The organism is Pseudomonas sp. NCIMB 10586, assembly GCF_023127895.1.
Taxonomy (GTDB): Bacteria; Pseudomonadota; Gammaproteobacteria; order Pseudomonadales; family Pseudomonadaceae; genus Aquipseudomonas; species Aquipseudomonas synxantha_A.
Map to the genome: position 1 here is coordinate 290,817 of NZ_SPKQ01000045.1, position 20,096 is coordinate 310,912.

Genomic DNA, 20,096 nt, shown 5'->3' on the forward strand with positions numbered 1-20,096 from the left:
CCATGACCTTTTGGCCGCAGAAAGCATTGCTCGCCTTGTGCGCCATCAGCTTTTGCAGCGGCGTGTCGGCCAACCTGACCTTCAGCGGAACACTGAACGAGCCCCCGCCCTGCACCATCGATGCCGGCAATACCATTGAAGTGGATTTTGGCGATGTCGGCGTAAAGCGCGTCGATGGGGTGAAATACCGCCAGAGCGTCGGCTACACCATCAACTGTGGCACCGACACGCTGCCTTGGGAGCTTAAGTTGAGCGTCAACGGTACCGCGACAACGTTTGACAGTTCGGCGGTACAGACCAGCGTACCAGCACTGGGTATTCGGGTTTTCCAGAACAGCCAGCCATTTGTCCTGAATTCCCCCTTGGAAATCAGCCTGTCGTCGCCACCGGTATTGGAAGTGGTTCCGGTCAAACAACCTGGCGCAACCCTGACACCCGCCCGCTTTACCGCGGTGGCCACGTTGTTGGCCGAATACCAGTAGGAGTTGAGTCCATGGGATATAAACGCATCCACCCGGTGTGGCCCTGTGCCGCGCTGGTACTGAGCCTGGGCTTGATCGCCGAAGGTAACGCAGCGGACAACCTGAGTTTCAGAGGCAACCTGGTTGAAGAAGCCTGCACGATTCGTCCCGGCGACGAAGCCATTACCCTGGAACTCTGGGACCTGACCAGCAAGTACCTCTACCTCAACACCCGCTCACTCGGAAAGGTTTTCAAGCTGCACCTGGAGGACTGCGACACCACGGTTGGCAACACAGTCACGATCACGTTCGGCGGCAGGGAAAACCCCGAGCTCCCCGGATTGCTCGCGCTCGATGGCGGTAGCGGCGCCTCCGGCATTGGAGTAGGCCTGGAGACGCCGGGTAACCAGCCCCTGCCACTCAATACCGTCAGCGACAGGCAGGTGTTGAGCGATGGCAATAATGTGATCGAGCTCAAGGCCTATGTGCAGGGCGAGCCGCGGGCTATCCAGGACCAGAGCATCGGGCACGGTGCCTACACAGTGACGTCCACGTTCACGCTGGACTATCCATAGATCATTCACGAATTGAAGACAGTCTCTGCGAACCAGGAATCTTTTCCGGGCGACTTCAGCACAGGCCGGATGCATGTGGGCAACGTTCAGTTAGAGGAGTACCGAGAAATGCAGATCAGACCACTTTCTGGAGCCATGGCGCTTCTTCTCCTGGTTGGCGTCACATCAATCGCAAACGCTGCCGATTGCCGTGTGAATGGTGGAGCGTGGCAAACGGTGAACCCTGGTGGGACGATAAGCCTGCAAATCCCGGTGTATGTCCAGCTGGGTGCCGACCCTACCCGCATTCTTCTTGAAGGGGCGAACATAGAGTGCAAATTCACTTCTTTTGGTGGCCCCCCGTGGTTACAAGACTACTGGGCCACCTCGGCACAAGCGGGTCCTGCCTGGACGCCTGGCCCGAAATTCAGCAATCAGGGCACCGGTCTACGGATAAACGGAGGGTTCTTCAATACGCCTGTCCCGGATGGTATCCGGATACTCACCATTCCTAATAACGGCATCGGCTACCCCCTGGCAGTCACACCCTATATTTTGATTCGCAACAATCCGACAAACCCTATTGACGTACGGATAGGCGACACCCTGGGTGTATTGCGACTTAACCAGACAAACAACTACGACGCCGGCAGGACAGCGCTCGTCCTCGCCTACACTGCCGCCAACAACTTCTCCATATCGCCGTCAACCTGCACCATCAACAATAACAATCCCATTGAAATCAACTTCGGCGACGTCAATCAGCGTGCGATAGGCACTGATCCTTTAACAACCTCCATCCGCACCAACCGCAGGCTCACCTACTCATGCCCGGATGGTGGCATCACAACCCCAATCACCATTACCTACAAAGGCGTTCCATCGTCTTTCGATAATCGGCTGATGATGATGACCAACGCGAATGTGGGTACAGCCCTTGTGCGTGCGGGAGCCGCAGTGCCAGTCAACGGTTCGTTCCTGACCCGGATTACCAATAGCGTGGGGGGCGATGATGTGACGTTTTCCCTGGTCCGGCGTGCGGGCTCTCTTCCCACGGCCGGGGCTATCAGCGGGAGCGGCGTACTCGTGATGGGTGTGCCATGAAAAAGGTGAAAGAGGCGCAAATGCAGATTCTGGAACAACGAGAGAAAAGAATGAAACGACTACATGGTGCCCTTGTGCTTCTGGCCCTCGGTGGCATGGCAACGACTGCGCAAGCCGTCGATTGCCGGGTCAATGGAGGTTCCTGGCAGAACGGCAACCCCAACCTGCAAGTGCCTGTCATGGTCACCCTCAGTGCGGACCGCACGCGGCTCATGCTGGAAGGTGCAAGGCTGGAATGTCGATTTACCTACAGTGGCGGGCCGGCTTGGCATGCAGACTACTGGGCATCAGGCAATGCCTCAGGTACGCCTTGGACGCCTGGCCCGAAGTTTTCCGGCGAGCGCACAGGCTTGCGCATCAATGGCTCGTTCTATAACACCCCGGTTCCGGCGGGTATAGGGATAGTCACGGTGCCTAACAACGGCGTCTTTTACCCTGTCAACGTCACCCCCTATATTCTGCTGCGTAATTACCCGTCGAACCCGTTTGACGTTCGGATAGGCGACAACCTGGGCCTGTTACGCCTCACCAGTTCGAACAATTACGACGGCACTCGACCGCAGCTCACCGTTACTTATACCGCCGCCAACAACTTCACCGTCTCGCCGTCGACATGCACGATCAACAATAACAACCCCATCGAGATCAACTTTGGCGACGTCAACCAACGGGCGTTGGGCAGTGACCCCCTGACTACCCCCATCCGCGTCAACCGTAGACTTACCTACTCATGCCCGGATGGCGGGATTACAACGCCCATCACCATTACCTACAAAGGCATACCGTCTTCGTTTGACAGCCGCCTGCTACGGATGAGCAATTCGAACGTGGGAACTGCACTTGTTCGTGCAGGGGCCGCGGTGCCGGTCAACGCTTCGTTCCGGACCCAAATTACCAACAGCGTGGGCGGCGATGAAGTGACGTTTTCCCTGGCTCGGCGCGCGGGTTCCCTCCCCACCCCCGGGGCCACAAGCGGCAGCGGAGTGCTCGTGATGGGCGTGCCATGACACAGATGCGAGGCTGAGGCACTTTGGAGTGAGCAGTCGAAGATCTTGTATCTGGGACTGCGCACCAGGTGGCAGTTCGCTATAATCCGCGCCAACGCCCCACGACAGTGTCAGCGCCCTCCACTTCTTCTCGATGATGACTTTATGAACAAAATCCTGGCACTGACCGCAGTACTGGCACTGGCCGGTTGCACCACCACTTCAGACACCCTGCTGAAAAATGGCGAGCAAGGCTTGACCATCGACTGCTCGGGCGAGGCCAACTCATGGGCCAGTTGCTACGAGAAAGCTGATGCCTCCTGTGCCGGCACCGGTTACCGCATCGTCGGCACCAATGGCACCCCAGCCCTCAAGGACAGCGACAAGACCCTGGGCCAGGACGTGGGCAACTTTAAAGGTCGCAGTGTGGTGGTCGTGTGCAAGTAAGCCGTTGCGCTATAGATGCACTTCGGCGAACTTGATCCCCAGGCCACGCAATATTTCAATCAGGTCATCCAGCCGCGGGAATGACTCGACCTCATCCTGATCGTCTACCAGGAAGTAGCTGCGACCGCCGCTTTTTTTGAAGAACACGATCCACTCGCCCAAGTCGGCGGGGTTCTGGATGACATGGGTCGCTGCAATCTGACCTTCGGCGTGGCGGGCTTTGACGATTTCTCGTTTCATAACAGGCTTTCCAGAAAGAACAAATGCCGCTCAATCCCAAGGTTTGAGCGGCATCTTTGTAGTGAATGCCCGGCAGTTTAACGGATGCCCAGCCCTGGATGCATACCGCGCCTGCGCGGTGTTGGATTTTTTATCGGGTTCGTAGCTCAGGATGAGCCTCGGCCTCAGCCGGAAATGCACTCTTCCCCGGCTTTCTTCACGTCGCCCGGCCGGATCGGCACGTTGGACATGCTTTCATAGAGCTTGATGCTGCTACCACTGGAGCGGTCTTCGATTTCGAAGATCGCAGAAGGGTCCGCCGAAAACTTCTGCGGCACGATGACCTGGATACCGTCTTTATGGGGTTCGATCTGTGGCGGCCGACGGGTCGCCTCCAGTTTGCGCACAACACACGCCGCATATTCCTGCGGTTTCTTCCCTGAGATGACCACCAACGTTGGCGGGGTCTGCTTGATATCTGCAACCGAAGCACACCCAGCAATTGCCAAGGCCAGCACCAACACACTCCACTTCATACTAAAACCTCCGATAAAGACCCTACGACAGCGAGGATGGTAAATTTCTCCCAGCAACGTAGGATTTATCTCTGATAACACGGTAAATAACTGTTTTTAATTGTCGAAGTCGTCGACGACGGCCCGATAATAAACGCGCTGGGGCTGATAAACTCCATCTTAACCTACGTATCGTTCTGATTTTTCAGAAAAAGCCCTTCTGGAGACACCCGCATGAAATTCATTCACCAGCGTGAGCACCTCAACGAGGGAGACATTGTCGTTATCGAATGTTCACAGACCTGCAACATCCGCTTGATGAGCGATGCGAACTTTCGCAGCTTCAAAAATGGCGGGCGCCATACCTACCACGGCGGTGCATTCGATAAATTCCCGGCCAAGATCACTGCACCCAGCACCGGCTTCTGGAACATCACCCTTGATGTGGTGACCCGTCGCGCCATCAGCGTGACCCGCAAGCCAGCGCTGTCCCACAAGATCCGCATCGTTCGTCGCACCAGCACCAAGCTGAGCTGAACCAGCAACTGACAGGAAAAAAGCAGTGAACCCTACGACCAAATACGTCATCAAGTACAAGCTCAACGGCGAACGCCGCTTCGAATTTGCCCAGTTGACCGCCAACAGCGTCGAAGAAGCCAAGCAAGCCCTGGCGAAAATTCACGATGCCAGCGACGTAATTACCGACATCACCGTGAGCAAGGCGCTGTAAGTCATGCCGGGCCCTACTGCCGATTTGTTCGCCGATGATGCCCTGCAACAACCTGCCGGGCGCGAGCAGATCGGTGAAGAATCCTACGTTCTAAGGGGCTATGCCCTGCCCTGGATTGAGCGGTTGCTACCTGAGTTGCGGCGTGTGCTGGCCCAGTCCCCCTTTCGGCAAATGGTCACGCCCGGTGGCTTTACCATGTCGGCAGCGCTGAGCAGTTGCGGCGAACTGGGCTGGACCACCGATACCCGCGGCTATCGCTACAGCCCACTCGACCCGCGCAACCAGCAACCCTGGCCCGCCATGCCGGATGCGTTGCGCCAACTGGCCATGGCGGCGGCAACCGAGGCCGGCTTCCGCGACTTCCTGCCTGACGCCTGCCTGATCAACCGTTACGTGCCAGGGGCAAAGATGTCTCTGCACCAGGACAAGAACGAGCGCAGCTACAGCGCGCCGGTGGTCTCGGTGTCCCTCGGCCTACCGGCGATTTTCCTGTTCGGTGGCCATGAGCGCAGTGACAAAACGCAAAAAGTCTCGCTGTTCCATGGCGATGTGGTGGTGTGGGGCGGGGTTGATCGCCTGCGCTTTCATGGGGTGATGCCGATCAAGGCCGGCGAGCATCCGGTCATGGGCGCGCAACGCATCAACCTGACCTTTCGCACCGCCGGCTAATTTGACCGCAAGCTTCGGAGTTTTACCGGTGGGCGACCCGCTTAATCTGCCCCTGAACCGTCTGGAGTGCAGGCCATGAACAACGAACACGATCCGCGCTGGGCCGCCATCATTGCCCGCGATGCCAAGGCAGATGCCCTGTTTGTCTACGGCGTGAAAACCACGGGCGTGTATTGCCGCCCCAGCAGTGCTTCGCGTTTGCCACGCCCTGAGAATATCGAGTTCTTCGACACACCGGCCCAGGCCGAAGCCGCGGGTTATCGTGCCAGCAAACGCGCTGCGGGCGATCAGACTCAACTGGCGGCTTACCATGCGCAGTTAGTCGCCGACGCCTGCCGGCTGATCGAACAGGCTGAAACGCCCCCGAGCCTGGATGTACTGGCTGGCCAGGCCGGGTTGAGCACGTTCCACTTCCACCGTGTGTTCAAAGCCGGCACTGGCTTGACCCCCAAGCGCTACGCCAGCGCCCTGCGCTCACGCAAGGTCCGCGATGGCCTCAAGGGGCAGCAGTCGGTGACAGACGCCCTGTATGACGCAGGCTTTAACGCCAACAGCCGTTTTTATGAAGCGGCTGACCAGCTACTCGGCATGAAACCTAAGGACTACAAAGGCGGCGGCGTCAATAACACCATTCGCTTTGCCGTCGGCCAATGCTCGCTGGGCGCAATTCTAGTGGCGCAGAGTCAGCGTGGCGTGTGTGCGATTTTGCTCGGGGATGATCCGGATAAACTGGTGCGCGACCTGCAAGATCAGTTTCCCAAGGCAGAGTTGGTTGGCGCGGATCAGGATTTCGAACAACTGGTCGCCCAGGTGGTGGGCTTTGTCGAAGCCCCTGCCCTGGGCCTGGATCTGCCTCTGGACCTGCGCGGCACTGCCTTTCAGGAACGGGTATGGCAGGCATTGCGCGAAATCCCGGTAGGAAGTACCGCCAGCTATGCCCAGATAGCCGAGCACATCGGTGCGCCCACCGCCTTTCGCGCCGTGGCCCAGGCCTGTGGTGCCAACCACCTGGCGGTGGCGATTCCCTGTCATCGTGTGGTACGCAGCAATGGCGAACTGTCGGGGTACCGCTGGGGGGTGGAGCGCAAACGTGAGCTGCTGAAGCGCGAAACCCCCTCCTCATAAAATGCCATTCTCGTCCAGTGAATAAAACAGAGTGGCCCGGCGCCAACGGCCCTGCTAAAACAGCGAAATGCCCTACTAACGCTGGAGACGCATCCCATGAGCACCTGGCCAGACACCCGTATTTTCGACCTGCTGGGCATCGACGTGCCGATCATCCAGGCGCCAATGGCCGGCGCGACGACCACCGCCATGGTCATCGCTGCCCAACGCGCGGGGGCGCTGGGTTCCATGCCTGCCGCAGCGCTGAGTATCGAGCAACTGCGTGAAGCGGTCACTGTCATCCGCCAGGCCAGTACACGGCCGTTGAATCTGAACTTCTTCTGCCATCAGCCGCCTGTGGCCGATGAAGAGCGTGACCGCCATTGGAAGGATGTGCTGCAACCCTACTATCACGAACTTGGTGCCGATTTTGATGCGCCCACCCCCGTGTCCAATCGCGCACCGTTCAACGACGCGGCGTGCCAGTTGGTGGAACAACTGCGCCCGGAAGTCGTGAGCTTTCATTTTGGCCTGCCGGAAACGTCCTTGCTCGATCGGGTAAAAGCCACGGGCGCCAAAGTGCTGTCCTCGGCCACCACCGTTGAGGAAGCGATCTGGCTGGAAAAACACGGCTGCGACGCAATTATTGCCATGGGCATTGAAGCCGGTGGGCACCGTGGCCTATTCCTCAGCGATGACCTGAACAGCCAGATCGGTTTGATGGCACTGGTGCCGCAAGTGGTCGACGCAGTCAGCGTGCCGGTGATTGCCGCAGGCGGCATCGGTGATGCGCGTGGCATCGTCGCGGCCCTTGCCCTGGGCGCCTCGGCAGTCCAGATCGGCACGGCGTACCTGTTCACGCCCGAAGCCAGCATCACCGCCTCGCACCACCACGCGCTGCGCCATGCCCAGGCCAGTGAGACGGCACTGACCAACCTCTTCACCGGCCGCCCGGCGCGGGGCATCGTCAACCGCGTGATGCGGGAGCTCGGCCCGATCAACCCGAGCGCCCCGGCATTCCCCAAAGCCGGAGGTGCGTTAATGCCGCTCAAGGCCAAGGATGAAGCAGGTTTCAGCAACCTGTGGGCGGGCCAGGCACTGGGGCTTGGCAAAGACCTGTCCACTTATGACCTGACGCTTCAATTGTCCGAGCAGGCGTTGACCGGACTCGCGCGCCACTGACATCAGCGGCAACTTTGCACTGTACCGGCAATGGCCAACCGCTATATATTCCCATACATAGCGGTAGAGCCTTCTACCTGAACGCCCCGTACAGCCCAAGGAGTCGCTTCACGATGAACCTTATCTCGCGCCTGGCCCCCCTGCTTGCCGTGTTCGTGCTGGGTTCGGCCCATGCCGATGAAGTGCAGGTGGCCGTGGCCGCCAACTTCACCGCGCCGATCCAGGCAATTGCCGTCGACTTCGAGAAAGACACTGGTCATAAACTGGTCGCGGCTTACGGTGCTACCGGGCAGTTCTATACCCAGATCAAGAACGGCGCGCCGTTCGAGGTGTTCCTCAGCGCCGATGACACTACCCCGCAGAAGCTCGAAAGCGAAGGCCAGACGGTCAAGGGGTCGCGCTTTACCTACGCCGTCGGCACCCTTGCGCTGTGGTCGGCAACAGCAGGCTACGTGGACGCCAAAGGTGAAGTGCTCAAGCACAATCAATTCAAGCACCTGTCCATCGCCAACCCCAAAGCCGCGCCCTATGGCCTGGCCGCCACCCAGGTACTGGCCAAGCAAGGTTTGACCGCGCAGGTCAAGGACAAGCTCGTCGAAGGCCAGAACATCACCCAGGCCTATCAGTTCGTATCCACCGGGAATGCCGAGCTGGGCTTTGTCGCCTTGTCGCAGATCTATAAAGACGGCAAAGTCACCAGCGGTTCGGCGTGGATTGTTCCGGCATCCATGCATGACCCGATCAAACAGGACGCCGTGATCCTCAACAAAGGCAAGGACAGCGCCGCTGCCAAGGCGCTGGTTGAGTACCTGAAAGGCCCGAAAGCCGCTGCCATCATCAAATCCTACGGCTACGAGCTGTAAATGCCCCTGTCGAGTGCTGACTTTTCCGCGATCTGGTTGACCATCAAACTGGCGTCACTGACGACTGTGATCCTGTTGATCATCGGCACTCCGATAGCCCTGTGGCTGTCGCGCACCACCTCATGGTGGCGCGGCCCCGTCGGTGCAGTAGTCGCATTACCGTTGGTGCTGCCGCCAACGGTCATCGGTTTCTACTTGCTGTTGACCATGGGCCCCAACGGTTACTTCGGCCAGTTCACCCAATGGCTGGGCCTGGGCACGCTTACATTCAGTTTTGCCGGGCTGGTGATCGGCTCGGTGATCTATTCCATGCCGTTCGTGGTGCAGCCGTTGCAGAACGCCTTTTCCGCCATCGGCACACGCCCATTGGAAGTAGCCGCGACCTTGCGCGCCAATCCGTGGGACACGTTTTTTACAGTGATCCTGCCCCTGGCACGCCCGGGTTTTATCACCGCGTCGATCCTCGGTTTTGCCCATACCGTCGGCGAGTTCGGCGTGGTGTTGATGATCGGAGGCAATATCCCGGACAAGACCCGAGTAGTCTCGGTGCAAATATACGACCACGTCGAAGCCATGGAATATGCCCAGGCCCATTGGTTGGCCGGCGCCATGGTGATGTTCGCGTTCCTCGTATTGCTGGCGTTGTACTCCAGCCGCAAAACCGGGATGGGCTGGAGCTGATCGCGATGATTGATATACGCCTGAACTTGAAATATTCCGCCTTTGCGCTGGACGTGGACCTGCAATTGCCTGGGCGCGGGGTGACCGCGTTATATGGGCAGTCCGGCTCCGGCAAGACCACCTGCCTGCGTTGTATCGCCGGCTTGGAGCGCGCCGAGGAGGGTTTTGTACAGATCAATGATGAGGTCTGGCAAGACAGCCGCAACGGGCTGTTCGTACCACCGCATAAACGCGCCTTGGGGTATGTATTCCAAGAGGCAAGCCTGTTTGCTCACCTGTCGGTGCGGGCCAATCTGGAGTTCGGCCTCAAGCGCATCCCGCGCGCGCAACGGCGTGTGGATATGGCCCAGGCCACCGAGCTGCTGGGCATCGGTCACCTGCTTGAGCGTCACCCACAACACCTGTCCGGGGGCGAGCGTCAGCGCATCGGTATCGCCAGGGCCTTGCTCACCAGCCCCAGGCTGTTACTGATGGATGAACCGCTGGCCGCCTTGGACAGCAAACGCAAAAACGAGATCCTGCCGTACCTGGAGCGCCTGCACGACGAGCTGGATATCCCGGTGCTCTACGTCAGCCATGCCCAGGATGAAGTCGCGCGCCTGGCCGACCATATCGTCCTGCTCAGCGACGGCAAGGCCCTGGCCAGCGGCCCCATCGGCGAAACCCTGGCGCGTCTCGATTTGCCCCTGGCCCTGGGCGACGATGCCGGCGTGGTGATCGCCGGCAGCGTCATTGCCTACGACGCGCACTATCAGTTGCTCACCCTGCAACTGCCTGACTGCCGATTGCAGATTCGCGTGGCCCATGCGCCGGTGGCGGTGGGTAAACCGTTGCGGGTCAAGATCCAGGCACGGGATGTGAGCCTCAACCTGCAAGCGGACGAACACAGCAGCATCCTCAATCGTTTGCCCGTGACGGTCATCCAGGATATGGGGGCGGATAACAGCGCCCATGTTCTGGTACGCCTGGATGCCGGCGGCACACCCTTGCTGGCACGTATCACGCGTTTCTCCCGCGACCAGCTGCAACTGCATCCGGGCCAGGTGCTATGGGCGCAAATCAAGGCGGTGGCGGTGCTGGCTTAAGCAATTGGCACGACCGCAAAACGCTGCGGTCAATCAGACATACCGGCCTGATTTGTTGCCAAGGAACCCGCACCATGCCCGACTCTTCGTTGCCCGCCGACCTGCCCCGTGACCTGCATTATGTGGATGACACCCAGCCTGGAATCCGCCGTAAAAAGCTGCGGGGCAAGTTTCAATACCTGGACGCAAAAGGCCAGCGCATTACCGATGCCGATCAAATCAAACGTCTGAACGCGTTGGCTGTACCGCCCGCCTACACCGATGTGTGGATCTGCGCCGACCCGCGCGGCCATCTGCAAGCCACCGGCCGCGACGCCCGTGGCCGCAAGCAATACCGTTACCACCCACGCTGGCGCGAAGTGCGTGACAGCGACAAGTATTCGCGGTTGCAGGCATTCGGCAGCGCCTTGCCAAAATTGCGCAAACAGCTGGAAGCCCAAATCGCCGAGCCCGGCTTTACCCGCGAAAAGGTGCTGGCCACGGTGGTGACGTTGCTGGACGCCACGCTGATCCGCGTCGGCAATACCCAATACGCCCGCGAGAATAAATCCTACGGCCTGACCACCCTGCGCAATCGCCATGTGGACATCAAGGGCAGCGAAATCCAGTTTCAGTTTCGCGGCAAAAGCGGTGTCGAGCACCAAGTGAGTGTCAAGGACCGACGCCTGGCCCGCGTGGTCAAGCGCTGCATGGAATTGCCCGGGCAGAACCTGTTCCAGTACCTGGACGAAGACGGTGAACGCCACACCGTCAGTTCCCATGACGTCAACGCTTACCTGCACGAACTCACCGGCGAAGACTTCACCGCCAAGGACTACCGCACCTGGGCGGGCACGGCGATGGCATTGGCGGTGTTGCGCGAGTTGGCGTGGCAGCCGGAGTCAGACGCCAAGCGACACGTGGTAGGAATGGTCAAGGACGTGGCCAGGCAGTTGGGCAACACGCCCGCCGTGTGCCGCAAGTGCTACATCCACCCCGCGGTGCTTGAGCATTTCAGCCTCGGCGAACTGTCGAAACTGCCCAAACCACGAGTGCGCAAGGGTCTGAAAGCCGAGGAAGTCGCCCTGGCGATGTTCCTGGAGAAGCTGGCCGAAGACTTGCCGCACAAAGCCAAGGTGGGTTAGCCTTTGCGCCCCTTTTGATTTACGGGACGAGCGCCGACGTGAATAACTAAGCCTTCCAGAATGTATCCGCAACGAGCCGCCTGGCGCGCTTGTTGGCCTGTTCGACATTTTTTTGGAGGTGCTGATGACTGACGTCAACCGGCTGCCCGTTCTTGTTTCCCTGCAACATGTGTCTTTCCAGTTCGCCAATGGCGAAACCTTGCTGGAGGACGTGAACCTGTCCATTGATCGCACCCACACCGGCATCGTCGGGCGCAATGGCCGTGGCAAAAGTATCCTGGCGAAGTTGATGGCCGGCATCCTGCAACCGTCCTCAGGCACATTGAAAAGACCACTCAGCCTGATCTATGTGCCCCAGGCGTTGACGATTCAAGCGGGAGAAACTGTCGCCCATATCACCGGCACCGCCCCTGCCCTGGCCGCCCTGGAGCGTATGGCACGCGGCGACGGCCGCCTGGGCGATCTGGAACTGATCGATGATCGCTGGGACCTCGCAGAGCGTCTGCGCCTGGCATTGGATGCCGCAGGCTTGCCAACACTTGCCGCCGACACTCAATCCGACCGACTCAGCGGCGGCCAACTGGCCAGGGTCGCGCTGATCGGAGCGCTGTTGGCGGCGCCGCAGTTGTTGATTCTGGACGAACCCAGCAACCACCTCGACAGCGCCGGGCGCGAGTGGCTGTTGCGAGAACTGGCTGATTGGCGCGGCGGCCTGGTGGTGGTCAGCCATGACCGCCAATTACTCGACACCATGGCGCGCATCATCGAATTATCGCCCCTTGGCGTTCAGGTGTATGGCGGCAACTACGCTGCCTATCGACAGCAACGCGATACCCAACAGCACGCCGCTATCACCGCATGGGAACATGCGCGCCAGGAACGTAGCCGTGAGCGTCGGCGCTTGCAAAAAGACCATGACAGCCTCCAGCGCCATGCTGCGCGCTCACGCAAGCAGGCCGAGACCGCCAACGTCGACCGTTTTACCAAGTCCCGCTGGAAAAGCGCTGCCAAGGAAGTCGTCAGCACGGTGCGCAGTGCCCACCACGATCACAAACACCAACTCGACGCCCAGGTGCGCCAAGCCTACGCGCGCGTAGTGGATGAGACGCCGACCCTGCTCGCCTTGCCAGGCTCGGCAGTACCCAACGGCCGGCAGGTCCTGACGTTGGAACATGCGCAATTGCCCTGGCTCGACCCCAAGGCGTCGGCCACCTATCTGACGATCAGCCTGTCGGGGGCCGCACGCGTTGCCGTGCGCGGGCCGAACGGTTGCGGTAAATCCACCCTGCTCAAATTACTTGCAGGCCAGTGGCAGGCGGTGAGTGGCGGGTGCACAGTGGCGGTGCCCAGCGCTTATATCGATCAGCAGCTGACGTTGCTGGATGACCGGTGCAGCGTTGTCGAGCAGCTCAACCTGCTCGACACGCCGTTGGCCGAAGCCGAACTGCGCACGCGCCTGGCGCTGCTGCAGCTGGATGCTTCGCGGGTCACGCGGCCGACCGGGCAACTCAGCGGTGGCGAGCGCTTGAAAGCCGCCATGGCCGTTGCCTTGTGGCGTGATACACCAGCGCAATTGTTGCTCCTGGATGAACCCACCAACCACTTGGACCTGGAGTCGGTGCTTGCCTTTGAGCAGGCCTTGAAGGGATTTACCGGCGCGATGCTGGCCGTGTCACACGACCCTGCATTCTTGCAGGCGATCGCGCCGACTCATCATCTGACCTGGCACCCCACAGGCTGGCAACTGGAACGTGCCTGAAGTCATTGCGCATACACGCAAAGCGTCCTACGGTAGTGGCCGAATAATCTCATCGTGGAACCCAGCCCCATGCTGCCTTCGTCCCGCAAGCCTTACACCAATGCCACGCTCGCCCATCGCCAGCGCTGGCGTGGCCGCGTGGGCTTGATGCTGGTGGCCTGCCTGTCGGTGCTGGCGGGCATGACCGATGCCATTGGCTTTATGGCCAGCGGCGATTTCGTCTCGTTCATGAGCGGCAACACCACGCGCCTGGCGGTGGCCATCAGCGCGGGTGACCTGGGGCTCACCGGGCGTCTGGTGTTGCTGGTTGCCACCTTTGTGGTCGGTAATGCCTTGGGTGTGGTGGTCAGCCGTTTCAGCAAGCGCCACGCACTGCCGTTGTTGCTGTGCATCGGCGCCTTGCTCTGCGGCGCGGCGCTGTTGCCGGCGACCGACACCTTGCCCGCGTTGCTCGCGGCAATTATTGCCATGGGCATGCTCAACGCGGCGGTCGAAGAAGTGAACGGATTACCCGTGGGGCTCACTTACGTCACCGGGGCGCTCTCACGCTTTGGTCGCGGGCTGGGGCGCTGGGTAATGGGCGAGCGTCGCAATGGTTGGCGCGTGCAATTGATTCCGTGGGCCGGAATGTTTGTCGGTGCCGTGATCGGCGCACTGCTGGAGCAGCAAATGGGACTGCGCGCACTGTGGGTCAGTGGTGCATTGGCGGGGGTATTGGGGCTGGTGACATTGATGATTCCGCGGCGCTGGCACTTGGGTTTTATGCCGCGTTGAGGCTGAACAAAGAGGTGCTCGCTCGACGTTTAAGCCTCGACATCCGTGTACCGGTAAAGAGCCATCACGTCGAGCGAGCGATTGAATCATAAGGCAATGCCCGGCGGCTGTCCCGCCAGGCGTTTCGGAATCGGGTCAAGGCAAGGTATTACAGACAAGTGGCAAGCGCTGCCAGGCGACGTTTGGCTGGCATGTTGTCCTCCACGGCATAGTATTTGACGGTAGAACCCGCCCCTGTGCTTTGTATGTCAACAAAGTAGTCGCCGGCCGTGGTGTAGACGGTGTAGCCACCTGCCTCGGTGGGCTCCTTGAAACCGCCGGCATCAACGCCGAACACGCGCTCATCCTGCCAGCCGAACTGAATGCACTGGGCGACCACCAGGGTGGCCTTGTCCGATGCCAGGGTTTTATAGGGGCTGCCTGCACGCGCCTCTTTCATCTTCGAGCCCGCGCAACCGGCCAGTGCGGCCAGTACCAATGCGCCGATTACCATCTTGAACATGCCTGTGCTTCCTTGGAAAAACCGTGACTCTACCACTGTGCCGCGGCCAACTGACGCGCCCATGAACTTTGTTTCACTGTGACGGGCCAACCCGCCGTCTATAGTGGCCAAGCTCATTTTTTGGAAGTCTCCCTTCTGCCCGCCCTCCCGCGGGCTTTTTTTTGCCCTGGCGTCAGAACCACCAGCGAAACAGATAGAACAGCGCCATGCTCAACAGCACAGTGATCAGCACACTGCGCGTCCAGAACATCAAGGCCACGGCGCAGATACCTGCGAGCAAGTAAGGGTTGCTCGGGCTCAAGTTGAGCCGATGATCGGCCAGGAAAATAATCGGCCCGCAGATCGCCGTAAGCATCCCCGGCACGGCAAAACCCAGGAACTCACGGGCGCCACGATTAAGCCTCACCGGCAAACGTGGCTCAATAAACAGGTAGCGGTTGAAAAACACCACAAGGCCCATGGCCACAATCATCAGGTAAATCATCGCTGCCCAACTCCCAATCGCTTGCAGGCAAAACCTGCGCTCATCCCCAGTACACCCGAGACCACTACCGCCGACTCCCAGTGCAAATAACTCAACCACACCGAACACAGCAGCGAGATCGCGACACACACCACGGTCGGCACATCGCGCACCACCGGAGTGATCAGGGCGATAAAGGTTGCGGCAATGGAAAACTCCAGCCCCAGCTGATCAAGGCCCGGAATGCTTTTGCCCAACACAATGCCGGCCAGGGTGAAGAGGTTCCAGATGATGTAAAACGTCAGGCCGACGCCCAATGCGTACCAGCGATTGAAGGTCTGGCGGTCATAGTGGTTGACCAGGGCAAAGAATTCATCGGTCAGCAGGAAACCCAGGCTCATGCGCCACCGGACATTGAGCGACGACAGCGTGGGACGCATGTGCATGCCATAGAGCAGATGCTGGGAGGTCAGTAACAAAGTGGTGAGTACGATGGATATCAGGCTGGCACCGCTCTTGACCATGCCGATGGCCACCAACTGCGCCGCACCGGCAAACACGATGGCAGACAAGCCTTGGGCTTGCAGCGGGGTAAATTGCGCATCGATGGCCATGGAGCCGGCGAGCAACCCCCACGGGGCGCAGGCAAGAGACAAGGGAATAACGGCGATGGCGCCGCGAGTGAAGGCGTAATGAGGTAATGCAGTGGGCATGGAAACGGCTCATCGACGGACAGTCGACAAGCATGCCAGTGCAATCAGGGGCTTGTCTTGAACGATCTTGCTCAGGCGAGCCTCACCGAAACCTGCTCCACCGAATCCCGCGCTTCACGCAGTTCGTACGCGTCCTGGTTGAGCCGGTGGATGGTATTGAGCAGGCGCTGGCGCAGCACTTCGTCACCGAGTTTTTCCACGGCGCGCATCAGGTCGAACGCCGCGGTTTCGTTATTTTCCGCGACGGAATCCAGGGTCTTGCGCAGGTTGCGAGTGGCACGGGTCACGCGGGTTCTTCCTTCATCAGCAATGAGCAGGCACTGTAGGACCTTTGTGTTTCATTTTAATTTCAAACAGTTGTGGCTGTTTCACGGGCATTTGATCCACATCAACTGAAACAGGATTTGACCGAAACATATGGAAATACGTATATTCGAATAACCATATATGGATACCCTGATCATGTCGGATCTCCTCTCTCCTCCTACCCTGTTCAAGTGCCTGGCTGATGCCACCCGCACTCGGATGACCCTATTGATCCTGCGCGAAGGCGAACTTTGCGTATGCGAACTGATCCATGCCTTGGACGATAGCCAGCCGAAGATCTCCCGTCATCTGGCGCAACTGCGCAGTTGCGGGCTGCTGCTGGACCGCCGTCAAGGGCAATGGATCTACTACCGCATCAACCCGGCACTGCCCGCCTGGGTCACACAGGTGCTGGACACCACCCTGCAAGCCAACCAGCCATGGTTGCAGAACGACGCGCTGCGTCTGGATGCAATGGGCGACAGACCACAACGGGCCAGCACCTGCTGCTGAGCCATCGGAGCGTTTATTCATGCTTGTCGCAATTGCGATTTTCCTCGTCACCATCGTACTGGTCATCTGGCAGCCCAAGGGCCTTGGCGTGGGCTGGAGTGCCAGCCTGGGCGCGATCCTGGCCCTGGGTTGCGGGGTGATCAGCCTGGCGGACATCCCGGTGGTGTGGCACATCATCTGGAATGCCACCGGTACCTTCGTCGCACTGATCATCATCAGCCTGTTGCTGGACGAAGCCGGCTTCTTTGCCTGGACAGCCCTGCATGTGGCGCGTTGGGGGCGTGGCCGCGGACGGCGGTTGTTTGCCTATATGGTGCTGCTGGGTGCGCTGGTGTCGGCGCTGTTCGCCAATGACGGTGCGGCGTTGATTCTCACGCCCATCGTGATGTCGATGCTGCTGGCCCTGCGTTTTTCACCGGCAGCGACCCTGGCATTCGTCATGGGCGCGGGGTTTATCGCCGATACGGCGAGCCTGCCATTGGTGGTATCGAACCTGGTAAACATCGTCTCGGCTGATTATTTCAAGATCGGCTTCAACGAATATGCCGCCGTGATGGTGCCGGTGAACCTGGTCAGCGTGGCCGCGACCCTGGCAGTGCTGCTGTGGTTTTTCCGCCGGGACATTCCCCAGACCTACGACCCGGCCGACCTGGAAGACCCCGCCAGTGCCATCCACGACCCCGCGACGTTCCGCGCCGGTTGGTGGGTACTGGGTATTCTGCTCATCGGCTGTTTCGCCCTGGAACCTCTGGGCATTCCCATCAGTGCGATTTCCGCCGCCTGCGCCGTACTGCTGCTGGTGATTGCCGCCAAGGGCCATAAGATTTCCACGCGTAAAGTCCTCAAGGAAGCGCCCTGGCAGATCGTGATCTTTTCCCTGGGCATGTACCTGGTGGTGTATGGGCTGCGTAACGCCGGCCTGACCGACTACCTGGCCACCTGGCTCGACACTTTCGCCACCTATGGTGTGTGGGGCGCGGCTATGGGCACAGGGGTGCTGACGGCACTGCTCTCATCGGCGATGAATAACCTGCCGACGGTGCTGATCGGCGCACTCTCCATCGAGTCCAGCCATGCTGTGGGCGTGGTCAAGGACGCGATGATCTACGCCAATGTGATCGGCAGCGACCTGGGCCCTAAAATCACCCCCATAGGCAGTTTGGCCACCTTGCTGTGGCTGCATATCCTGGCACGCAAAGGCATCACTATCACTTGGGGTTACTACTTCAAGGTCGGGATCGTGCTGACTTTGCCCGTGCTGTTGATCACCCTCGCTGCCCTCGCCTTGCGCCTGAGCGTTTAAAGGAGCCTGCAATGAAAGTGCTTTTCATGTGTACCGCTAACAGTTGTCGCAGTATTTTGTCCGAAGCCATGTTCAATCATATGGCGCCTGAGGGCTTCGAAGCGATCAGCTCCGGTAGTTTCCCCAAAGGCCAGGTTTTGCCCCGCAGCCTGAGCACGCTGCAGGCAGCCGGCATCAGCACCGAAGGTTTGTACAGCAAGGGCAATGACGCCTTTGAAGGCAGCCCGCCGGATGTGGTCATCACGGTGTGCGACAACGCGGCCGGGGAAGCTTGCCCTGTGTATTTCGGTGCGGCGGTGAAGGCGCATTGGGGGTTGCAGGACCCTTCCCACGTGCAGGGTGATGAAGCCCAGGTAGACGCTGCATTCAAGGCCACCCTCGACATTATTGCCGCTCGCTGCGAGGCGTTTTTTGCGCTGCCATTTGCCAGCCTCGGCGCGGATGAATTGAAGGTTGAACTTGAGCGTATAGCCTCAATGTGGGAGGGGGCTTGCTCCCGATAGCGGAGGGTCAGCTACAGATGAGCTGACTGACACACTGCTATCGGGGGCAAGCCCCTCCCACATTTGGATCGTGGACCATTCAAATCTGAATGGTTTCTTAACCCTGCGCTGACGTATGCTTTCGCACTTTCCTGAAAGGACACGGGCATGCTGTCGATCTTTGTCTATGCGCTGGTATTCGGTTTTGTGTTTTGCCTGTCTCCTGGCGCGGTGCTGGCAGAGACCCTGCGTCGCGGCTTGCTGCATGGTTTCACACCGGCCCTGATGGTGCAGTTTGGTTCCCTCGTAGGCGATGCGGTCTGGGCAGTGATCGGCCTCACCGGTATCGCACTGCTGATTCAGCATGATGCGGTGCGAGTGCCACTGACGATCTTCTGCGCGCTGTACCTGGCCTGGCTGGGCATCCGCAGCCTGATTGATGCGTGGCAGTTACCCGCAACCGACAACGTCCCTGCCAGCTCAGGCAAAAATGCGTTGGCCGTAGGCGCGGCGATCTCCCTGGCCAACCCGAAGAATATTGTCTACTGGGGCGCCCTGGGCAGCGCCCTGTCGGGCATCGTCGGCGCAACCCCCAGCCAGGGGCAGACCCTGACGTTTTTTGCCGGATTCATGCTGGCGTCGGTGCTCTCGTGTTTTCTCACCGCCGCGTTGGTGAACCTGCTGCGCAAGAACGCATCACCGACCTGGCAACGCGTGAGTTATGCAGCGTGCGGTTTAGTCTTGATCTATCTGGCGATACTCGCCGCGCAAGGTATATAAAGTTATCGGTCAGTAACTTGCACATGCCTCTTGTCTGAACAAACTCTGAACGCGGACTAATTTAGTTAATCATGCGTTGACATTCTGTAACGCTCTGAGTAGATTGCCCGTGCCCGCAACTGGGGCCTTTTTTAAACCTCACAAAAGAAGCCAATGGACACAGTATCTAGTCGCTGTCCGAGCACTGCATTTGCGGGCATCGGGCGCCAAACCCAGAATATGACAGGACTCGCCTTCCAGGTCCGGTAAGCTGCGCTAGAGCTCGATGCTCCACCGTAACTGCCTCACCGGTCGCGTGTCCGGTCCCGAGGTGTGTTATGACCTTCCAACTCATTGCTTTACCCGATGTACCTACACTGGCCGCAGCCTTGCGCGCCAAGCTGTGCCGCGAGCCCGTGGGCTTCAGGCCAACCCGCCCGGCCTTTGCTGCACCCTCCTCCCAAGTACGCCCGGTACCGCCGCTGGCGCACTGGCGTATCTGCCCTGACAGCGGCCAACTGGTGCAGCACTGGGATCACGCCGACCCTCAAGACCCACAGAGACCCAAGGTTTCCAGCCTGGCGCAAGCCAGCTTGATGCTCGGTCTTTACGTGAGCGCTCGCGCCGCCTGACCTGGCTGGAAACAACAACTTTCTTATTGATGCCCTGGAGTTCTTTATGAACAAGTCCAGTAGGAGCCCGCTGCGCGCAAGTTAATTAATGCGCTGTTAGCGGGCATTGTAGAAGTTACCTGAACACTTTATTTAAACCGATCGCGAAGTCCGCGGCTCGGCATGC

27 protein-coding genes are annotated in these 20,096 nt (G+C 59.5%); 21 read left to right on the forward strand and 6 right to left on the reverse strand.

Annotated features, from left to right (window positions below):
• Window positions 1–2: 2 nt before the first annotated feature.
• From E4P01_RS21180 to E4P01_RS21200, 5 genes are all read left to right on the forward strand, one after another.
• Window positions 3–482, forward strand: a complete 480-nt coding sequence (locus E4P01_RS21180) for a fimbrial protein (protein ID WP_078821424.1) — start codon at window positions 3–5, stop codon at window positions 480–482.
• 11 nt (window positions 483–493) lie between these two features.
• Window positions 494–1,036 carry a fimbrial protein gene (locus E4P01_RS21185; RefSeq protein ID WP_078821329.1) on the forward strand — a complete coding sequence of 181 codons (543 nt, stop codon included), beginning with the start codon at window positions 494–496 and terminating at the stop codon, window positions 1,034–1,036.
• A 108-nt stretch (window positions 1,037–1,144) separates the two neighbouring features.
• Window positions 1,145–2,119: a fimbrial protein gene (locus E4P01_RS21190; protein ID WP_216091413.1), complete on the forward strand. Its 975-nt coding sequence runs from the start codon at window positions 1,145–1,147 to the stop codon at window positions 2,117–2,119.
• 50 nt (window positions 2,120–2,169) lie between these two features.
• A complete protein-coding gene (locus E4P01_RS21195) occupies window positions 2,170–3,126 on the forward strand; it encodes a fimbrial protein (protein WP_078821422.1) in 957 nt (318 codons plus the stop codon).
• Window positions 3,127–3,270: 144 nt separating this feature from the next.
• Window positions 3,271–3,552, forward strand: coding sequence for a hypothetical protein (locus E4P01_RS21200; protein WP_078821328.1), 282 nt, complete (start codon window positions 3,271–3,273; stop codon window positions 3,550–3,552).
• Between the two features lie 9 nt (window positions 3,553–3,561).
• On the opposite strand, the gene E4P01_RS21205 is transcribed toward E4P01_RS21200, so the two are convergent.
• Together E4P01_RS21205 and E4P01_RS21210 are read right to left on the reverse strand one after the other, a co-directional pair.
• Entirely contained in the window at window positions 3,562–3,792 is a 231-nt protein-coding gene (locus E4P01_RS21205; protein WP_005788199.1) for a hypothetical protein, read from the reverse strand.
• Window positions 3,793–3,956: 164 nt separating this feature from the next.
• The gene (locus E4P01_RS21210) at window positions 3,957–4,307 is read right to left on the reverse strand and encodes a hypothetical protein (protein WP_005788197.1); all 351 of its coding nucleotides are present in this window, start codon (window positions 4,305–4,307) and stop codon (window positions 3,957–3,959) included.
• 213 nt (window positions 4,308–4,520) lie between these two features.
• Between E4P01_RS21210 and E4P01_RS21215 the strand changes: the two genes are divergently transcribed.
• The 11 genes from E4P01_RS21215 to E4P01_RS21265 all read left to right on the forward strand — a co-directional run bounded on the left by E4P01_RS21215 (window position 4,521) and on the right by E4P01_RS21265 (window position 14,257).
• Window positions 4,521–4,823 carry a DUF1883 domain-containing protein gene (locus tag E4P01_RS21215; protein ID WP_003173824.1) on the forward strand — a complete coding sequence of 101 codons (303 nt, stop codon included), beginning with the start codon at window positions 4,521–4,523 and terminating at the stop codon, window positions 4,821–4,823.
• A gap of 25 nt (window positions 4,824–4,848) precedes the next feature.
• The gene (locus E4P01_RS21220) at window positions 4,849–5,016 is read left to right on the forward strand and encodes a hypothetical protein (RefSeq protein WP_179119827.1); all 168 of its coding nucleotides are present in this window, start codon (window positions 4,849–4,851) and stop codon (window positions 5,014–5,016) included.
• 3 nt (window positions 5,017–5,019) lie between these two features.
• Entirely contained in the window at window positions 5,020–5,685 is a 666-nt protein-coding gene (alkB, locus tag E4P01_RS21225) for a DNA oxidative demethylase AlkB (RefSeq protein ID WP_032875491.1), read from the forward strand.
• Window positions 5,686–5,760: 75 nt separating this feature from the next.
• Entirely contained in the window at window positions 5,761–6,810 is a 1,050-nt protein-coding gene (ada, locus tag E4P01_RS21230; protein ID WP_216091414.1) for a bifunctional DNA-binding transcriptional regulator/O6-methylguanine-DNA methyltransferase Ada, read from the forward strand.
• Window positions 6,811–6,906: 96 nt separating this feature from the next.
• A complete protein-coding gene (locus tag E4P01_RS21235; RefSeq protein ID WP_216091415.1) occupies window positions 6,907–7,971 on the forward strand; it encodes a nitronate monooxygenase in 1,065 nt (354 codons plus the stop codon).
• Between the two features lie 113 nt (window positions 7,972–8,084).
• Window positions 8,085–8,834, forward strand: coding sequence for a molybdate ABC transporter substrate-binding protein (gene modA / locus E4P01_RS21240; RefSeq protein WP_216091416.1), 750 nt, complete (start codon window positions 8,085–8,087; stop codon window positions 8,832–8,834).
• Entirely contained in the window at window positions 8,835–9,515 is a 681-nt protein-coding gene (gene modB / locus E4P01_RS21245) for a molybdate ABC transporter permease subunit (RefSeq protein WP_216091417.1), read from the forward strand. It abuts the gene before it with no gap.
• 5 nt (window positions 9,516–9,520) lie between these two features.
• A complete protein-coding gene (gene modC / locus E4P01_RS21250) occupies window positions 9,521–10,600 on the forward strand; it encodes a molybdenum ABC transporter ATP-binding protein (RefSeq protein WP_032875499.1) in 1,080 nt (359 codons plus the stop codon).
• Between the two features lie 74 nt (window positions 10,601–10,674).
• Window positions 10,675–11,724, forward strand: a complete 1,050-nt coding sequence (locus E4P01_RS21255; RefSeq protein ID WP_216091418.1) for a DNA topoisomerase IB — start codon at window positions 10,675–10,677, stop codon at window positions 11,722–11,724.
• Window positions 11,725–11,848: 124 nt separating this feature from the next.
• Window positions 11,849–13,483, forward strand: a complete 1,635-nt coding sequence (locus E4P01_RS21260) for an ABC-F family ATP-binding cassette domain-containing protein (RefSeq protein WP_216091419.1) — start codon at window positions 11,849–11,851, stop codon at window positions 13,481–13,483.
• 69 nt (window positions 13,484–13,552) lie between these two features.
• Complete coding sequence (locus E4P01_RS21265) at window positions 13,553–14,257, forward strand: YoaK family protein (protein WP_248130124.1); 705 nt, start codon at window positions 13,553–13,555, stop codon at window positions 14,255–14,257.
• Window positions 14,258–14,405: 148 nt separating this feature from the next.
• Here the strand turns inward: E4P01_RS21265 and E4P01_RS21270 are convergent, their stop codons facing one another.
• The 4 genes from E4P01_RS21270 to E4P01_RS21285 all read right to left on the reverse strand — a co-directional run bounded on the left by E4P01_RS21270 (window position 14,406) and on the right by E4P01_RS21285 (window position 16,222).
• On the reverse strand, window positions 14,406–14,759 hold the full coding sequence (locus E4P01_RS21270) for a hypothetical protein (protein WP_005788175.1): 354 nt from the start codon (window positions 14,757–14,759) through the stop codon (window positions 14,406–14,408).
• Between the two features lie 172 nt (window positions 14,760–14,931).
• Window positions 14,932–15,243 carry an AzlD domain-containing protein gene (locus tag E4P01_RS21275; RefSeq protein ID WP_005788173.1) on the reverse strand — a complete coding sequence of 104 codons (312 nt, stop codon included), beginning with the start codon at window positions 15,241–15,243 and terminating at the stop codon, window positions 14,932–14,934.
• Window positions 15,240–15,935 carry an AzlC family ABC transporter permease gene (locus E4P01_RS21280; protein ID WP_216091420.1) on the reverse strand — a complete coding sequence of 232 codons (696 nt, stop codon included), beginning with the start codon at window positions 15,933–15,935 and terminating at the stop codon, window positions 15,240–15,242. The genes E4P01_RS21275 and E4P01_RS21280 overlap by 4 nt, the downstream gene beginning before the upstream one ends.
• Window positions 15,936–16,006: 71 nt before the next feature.
• Complete coding sequence (locus tag E4P01_RS21285; RefSeq protein ID WP_005788169.1) at window positions 16,007–16,222, reverse strand: hypothetical protein; 216 nt, start codon at window positions 16,220–16,222, stop codon at window positions 16,007–16,009.
• Between the two features lie 175 nt (window positions 16,223–16,397).
• Between E4P01_RS21285 and E4P01_RS21290 the strand changes: the two genes are divergently transcribed.
• The 5 genes from E4P01_RS21290 to E4P01_RS21310 all read left to right on the forward strand — a co-directional run bounded on the left by E4P01_RS21290 (window position 16,398) and on the right by E4P01_RS21310 (window position 19,930).
• A complete protein-coding gene (locus E4P01_RS21290; protein WP_032880957.1) occupies window positions 16,398–16,754 on the forward strand; it encodes a metalloregulator ArsR/SmtB family transcription factor in 357 nt (118 codons plus the stop codon).
• Window positions 16,755–16,773: 19 nt separating this feature from the next.
• Window positions 16,774–18,057, forward strand: coding sequence for an arsenic transporter (locus E4P01_RS21295; RefSeq protein WP_078821319.1), 1,284 nt, complete (start codon window positions 16,774–16,776; stop codon window positions 18,055–18,057).
• 11 nt (window positions 18,058–18,068) lie between these two features.
• Complete coding sequence (locus tag E4P01_RS21300; protein WP_032875512.1) at window positions 18,069–18,560, forward strand: arsenate reductase ArsC; 492 nt, start codon at window positions 18,069–18,071, stop codon at window positions 18,558–18,560.
• Window positions 18,561–18,707: 147 nt separating this feature from the next.
• Window positions 18,708–19,319 carry a LysE family transporter gene (locus tag E4P01_RS21305; protein WP_032875515.1) on the forward strand — a complete coding sequence of 204 codons (612 nt, stop codon included), beginning with the start codon at window positions 18,708–18,710 and terminating at the stop codon, window positions 19,317–19,319.
• A 317-nt stretch (window positions 19,320–19,636) separates the two neighbouring features.
• On the forward strand, window positions 19,637–19,930 hold the full coding sequence (locus E4P01_RS21310; protein ID WP_078821317.1) for a hypothetical protein: 294 nt from the start codon (window positions 19,637–19,639) through the stop codon (window positions 19,928–19,930).
• Window positions 19,931–20,096 lie beyond the last annotated feature (166 nt).